The organism is Shewanella sp. 11B5 (assembly GCF_002836795.1).
GTDB lineage: Bacteria > Pseudomonadota > Gammaproteobacteria > Enterobacterales > Shewanellaceae > Shewanella > Shewanella frigidimarina.
The window spans coordinates 1-3,779 of record NZ_PJAP01000620.1; the positions used below are offsets into that span (position 1 = coordinate 1).

Here is a 3,779-nt window from a genome sequence, read left to right on the forward strand (position 1 = left end):
TATCCCATAAATTCAGTATCTGTAGTGGTTTTACAGCAAAATCAGTACAAATAATGTCTTTTTTCGCTCTGTGGTTATTCTTCTAGCAGTTGGTAAAGAATTTTCTTTACTAACTGTGGTTCGAAAGGTTTATCACATAAGGCGTTAACCCCAGCACTAAATACATTACTTAGGTGGGTATCATTGGCTTCTGACGACACCATTAGAATCGGGATATGTGATTGTTGACTGTGGTTACGGATATATTGCGTTAATGCTAATCCATCTACCGAAGGCATGTTGTAGTCGGTTATCACTAAGTCATACATGTTTTCTTTCATCAGATTGATAGCCTGCTCACCATCAACCGCTTCAGTAATCAGTTGCATCCCTAAGTTGCCAATAGTGCGTTTAATCACATTACGCGCCATTCGGCTATCATCAACCACTAACACCCTGATGTTATGCACGTCAAAGTGGCTTAAATCCAGCTCGTCGTGGCTGAGTAAATCAATGGTTGAATTAAGTGCCGTGGCTAAATGCTCTGCATTAAATGGCTTAGGCAAAATGGCGACAACACCTGATTGCCTAAAGATTTCGAGTTGTTCACGGCGACACTCACTGGAAACCAGCATAAATTGAATATCATTTAATGCGGGGGTACTTTTGATGTACTGCAGTAGTTCTGTGGCTTCACCATCGACAAAATGCAGCGCACTGGCGATTAAGTCAGGTTTATGGCGTTGAATAATTGTTTTGGCTTCAGCGATCGTTTCGGCAGTTTGAATGCTGCTCACTCCTTCTTGCTGAAGACGTGTAATGATAATTTTACGTTGAGTCTCTGAAGGCTCAAGTAATAGGATGGATAATTCACTTGGGGATAAACTAGTCATAATTCACGTTCCACAGATATATTTATTATTATTTTGTTGTTTTAATGTTGCGCGCATGAGCGAATTATACACTAAAAATGGCCTGAGGATGGCAGTCAGGCCTGAGTAATAGCATTTTATGCTTACTTTTTAACGAGATAGTCTCTAGTCACGTTAGACAGTCCAACCCACCATTGAAATACCACCACGCTCAACAGTAACAACCACAGTGGGATCAATGGAATGTTATAACCTTGAAACACCAGTTTTACGTCATCAGGGGTGATTTGATAAGCAATCACTGCTGTTGTAGTCATCGCTGCAAGTCCGAGAGTTTGTAAGCATACATAACTGATCAACAGTACTTTTGTCCATGCCGCACGTTTGATTAAGCCAATAAAAACCGGTATCACTCCCAGTGTTAATAAATCATATGCTTGATAAGTTGTCGCGCGCCAAATAGCAATAAGAGTGAGTACAACATACAGTGAGATAAGAAGCATGACTCTAATTGGCATTCGGGGGCCTGCATTTTGGTTCATATTGATCATCTAGCTGGAAAATTTGAGGTAGAATATCTCACAAAATAGAGTGATGGATACATTTTGATGACAGAAACACAATTTTGGGCGCTAGTAACACGAGATCAACCGGAGCAGTCTTCTGCTGATCTTGAATTGCGTTTACGCGAACAATTGCAAGTCTTGGATGATGAAGCGCTAAAGACATTTGATAAAATGTTAGGCCAACAATTACGCCGTAGTTATTTATGGTCAGTTTGGGGCGCGGCATACATCATTACCGGTTGCGACTCTGACTATGCCTTTGCCGAGTTTAGATGTTTTTTACTGTCGTTAGGTCAGCAATGGTATGACAAGGTTATTGCCAATCCTGATTGCTTGGGTGAGTTAGCACAATGGCCGTTAGTGGATGATTATGCTTACCCGTTTGTAGAAGAGTACGATTTAATTGCAGGTAAAATTTACGAAGACCGTAATGGGGATGAGTTGCCGTTTGTGCCATCTGGGCTGAACGCACCAGTGGGTAAAAAATTCAGTACCAAGCCAAAAATAATGCGTCAAACCTATCCTTTATTGAGCGCACGGTTTCCTTTTTAGTGGGATGAAACTGTTAAGCGTTGGTTCAGCTTAACAGGTCTATAGTTATTACATATGATGCTGGCTAGATGGCTAACATTCAATTTAATGACGATTATCCGCATTGCAATATGACAACAACAGTTTAGATAAACGTTAAACATGACGTGCTGAATTGATTGTTTAACCTACCGTTTGAGGCGGTTGTGTTGTAAGCGTCTTAAGCCCTTTGGAGGTCTATTATGAACGTAAAATATTTACTGCTTGCACCGGTATTGGTATGCCAAGTTGCCATGGCCGAAGATGCGCCAGAACCGAACCCGGTTACCGAAGTGGGGCTGGTTAAAATTGAGTGGCAAAACCCAAAAGATTTTCGTGATATCAAAACTTCAAATGAACTTCAATCGCGCTTTGAAAACCGTTTATTTGAAACCTTAACCAAAAACATCAATAAACAAGCTGAAAAAATCCTTAAGCCAGGGCAGACGTTGCAAATGCAAGTGACTAACCTTGATTTAGCTGGAGACATGCGACCAACATTTGGGGCTACGCCAGGTGATTTACGTATTGTAAAAGATTTATATCCACCCAGAGCGACGTTTAGTTACAGCATAAATGAAGGTGACAAAGTCATTATTGCTGGAGATGAAAAAATTATCGACATGAGTTTTATGAACAATACGCGTAATTTCAATAACAGACCGTTTCAATATGAAACCAACTTATTTGATGATTGGTTACAAAAAACGGTAGCTCCCAAATTATAAGCTAAGCAATGTCGATTGTTTTTCATGCAGGTAAAATCCATTTGAAGCGATTTTTGCCTGCTTTTTGGCCTGGGCGCTTAACGTTGATATTTGATATTCTGTTGCTTGCTGGGTCACCAATGGCGGTAAAACCCCAATGGATAATGAAACCAAAGGGTATTGGAATTGCAGCCCCTGTCTGTCTTGGGCTTGCATTGTTTGCGCCAGCCAGTGATCGCCATTATAAAAACTCATTTTCTGTTGCTCAAATCGTTCAATAATTGTTTGGCAATTGGTTAGCGTGTCGTCTTGCATGCTTATCATAACAAAGTCGTCCCCACCAATATGGCCAACAAAACAATGTTCATTTTGATAAGGCAGCAACAAGTTTGCTACTAACTGAATGACTTCATCCCCCCGCCAAAATCCATAAATATCGTTGTAAGGTTTAAAATGGCTTAAATCTAAATAGGCAAGATAGTAAGATTTTTTTTGTAGCCTTAAGCGTTTTAGCTCTTCTTGTATTGGCACATTTCCCGGCAAGTTGGTGAGAGGGTTTGCGTGTCGCGCCATTTTTATTCTATGTTCAGTAATACGTTGTAATAAATCTTTAGTATGGCCAATGCCAATCAACTGCTGATTTCGCAAAATAATGAACTGTTGCGCCACCGTGTTGACTGAATCTGAGGTAAGTAATTGACTGACATAGGTAAGCGGTTCGTTGGCGTCAATGTGTAACACGTTGGTGTCCATTGCCATTTTCGCAGGGCGGTTTTCGTGTAATGCACGGCCATAAGGTGTACTGAATAGCTCGAGTAATGTGCTGCGATTGACGATACCTAATGGCTTGTTATTTTCGGTTACCACAATGGCTTGTAATGCTGGTTGTTCAGCAAAAGTCTGACTGATTTTTTTAAGTTGTGTACCAGGAGATGCTTTTATGGCGTTGGTGCATAAACTTTCAGCTGTTTCACAATAACGAGAATTAGGTTGAGCTATGGGAGTGCTCAGTTCACTGCTAAATTGCTTGTTTGGATGGAGAGCTGGTCGTCCAAGAAAGTAGCCTTGGCAATAGGTTACCCCTA

The 3,779-nt window shown here is 40.8% G+C and carries 5 protein-coding genes; 2 read left to right on the forward strand and 3 right to left on the reverse strand.

Features of this window, described 5'->3' with window-relative positions:
- Positions 1-74: 74 nt before the first annotated feature.
- Positions 75-872, reverse strand: coding sequence for a response regulator (locus CXF78_RS14315; protein ID WP_102037182.1), 798 nt, complete (start codon positions 870-872; stop codon positions 75-77).
- 122 nt (positions 873-994) lie between these two features.
- Positions 995-1,369 carry a hypothetical protein gene (locus CXF78_RS14320; RefSeq protein WP_257984916.1) on the reverse strand — a complete coding sequence of 125 codons (375 nt, stop codon included), beginning with the start codon at positions 1,367-1,369 and terminating at the stop codon, positions 995-997.
- Positions 1,370-1,459: 90 nt separating this feature from the next.
- On the opposite strand from CXF78_RS14320, the gene CXF78_RS14325 reads away from it, so the two are divergent.
- Together CXF78_RS14325 and CXF78_RS14330 are read left to right on the forward strand one after the other, a co-directional pair.
- Complete coding sequence (locus CXF78_RS14325; protein WP_102037184.1) at positions 1,460-1,969, forward strand: DUF4240 domain-containing protein; 510 nt, start codon at positions 1,460-1,462, stop codon at positions 1,967-1,969.
- A 221-nt stretch (positions 1,970-2,190) separates the two neighbouring features.
- Positions 2,191-2,715, forward strand: coding sequence for a DUF3016 domain-containing protein (locus tag CXF78_RS14330; protein WP_102037185.1), 525 nt, complete (start codon positions 2,191-2,193; stop codon positions 2,713-2,715).
- On the opposite strand, the gene CXF78_RS14335 is transcribed toward CXF78_RS14330, so the two are convergent.
- Positions 2,710-3,779: GGDEF domain-containing protein (locus CXF78_RS14335; protein WP_145991458.1), on the reverse strand; the 1,070-nt coding region annotated here is incomplete at its 5' end. The genes CXF78_RS14330 and CXF78_RS14335 overlap by 6 nt on opposite strands.

Coding starts and splice junctions, on each gene's coding strand:
- CXF78_RS14315 (WP_102037182.1), bottom strand. CDS start 872: ATGACTAGTTTATCCCCAAGTGAATTATCCATCCTATTACTTGAGCCT.
- CXF78_RS14320 (WP_257984916.1), bottom strand. CDS start 1,369: ATGCCAATTAGAGTCATGCTTCTTATCTCACTGTATGTTGTACTCACT.
- CXF78_RS14325 (WP_102037184.1), top strand. CDS start 1,460: ATGACAGAAACACAATTTTGGGCGCTAGTAACACGAGATCAACCGGAG.
- CXF78_RS14330 (WP_102037185.1), top strand. CDS start 2,191: ATGAACGTAAAATATTTACTGCTTGCACCGGTATTGGTATGCCAAGTT.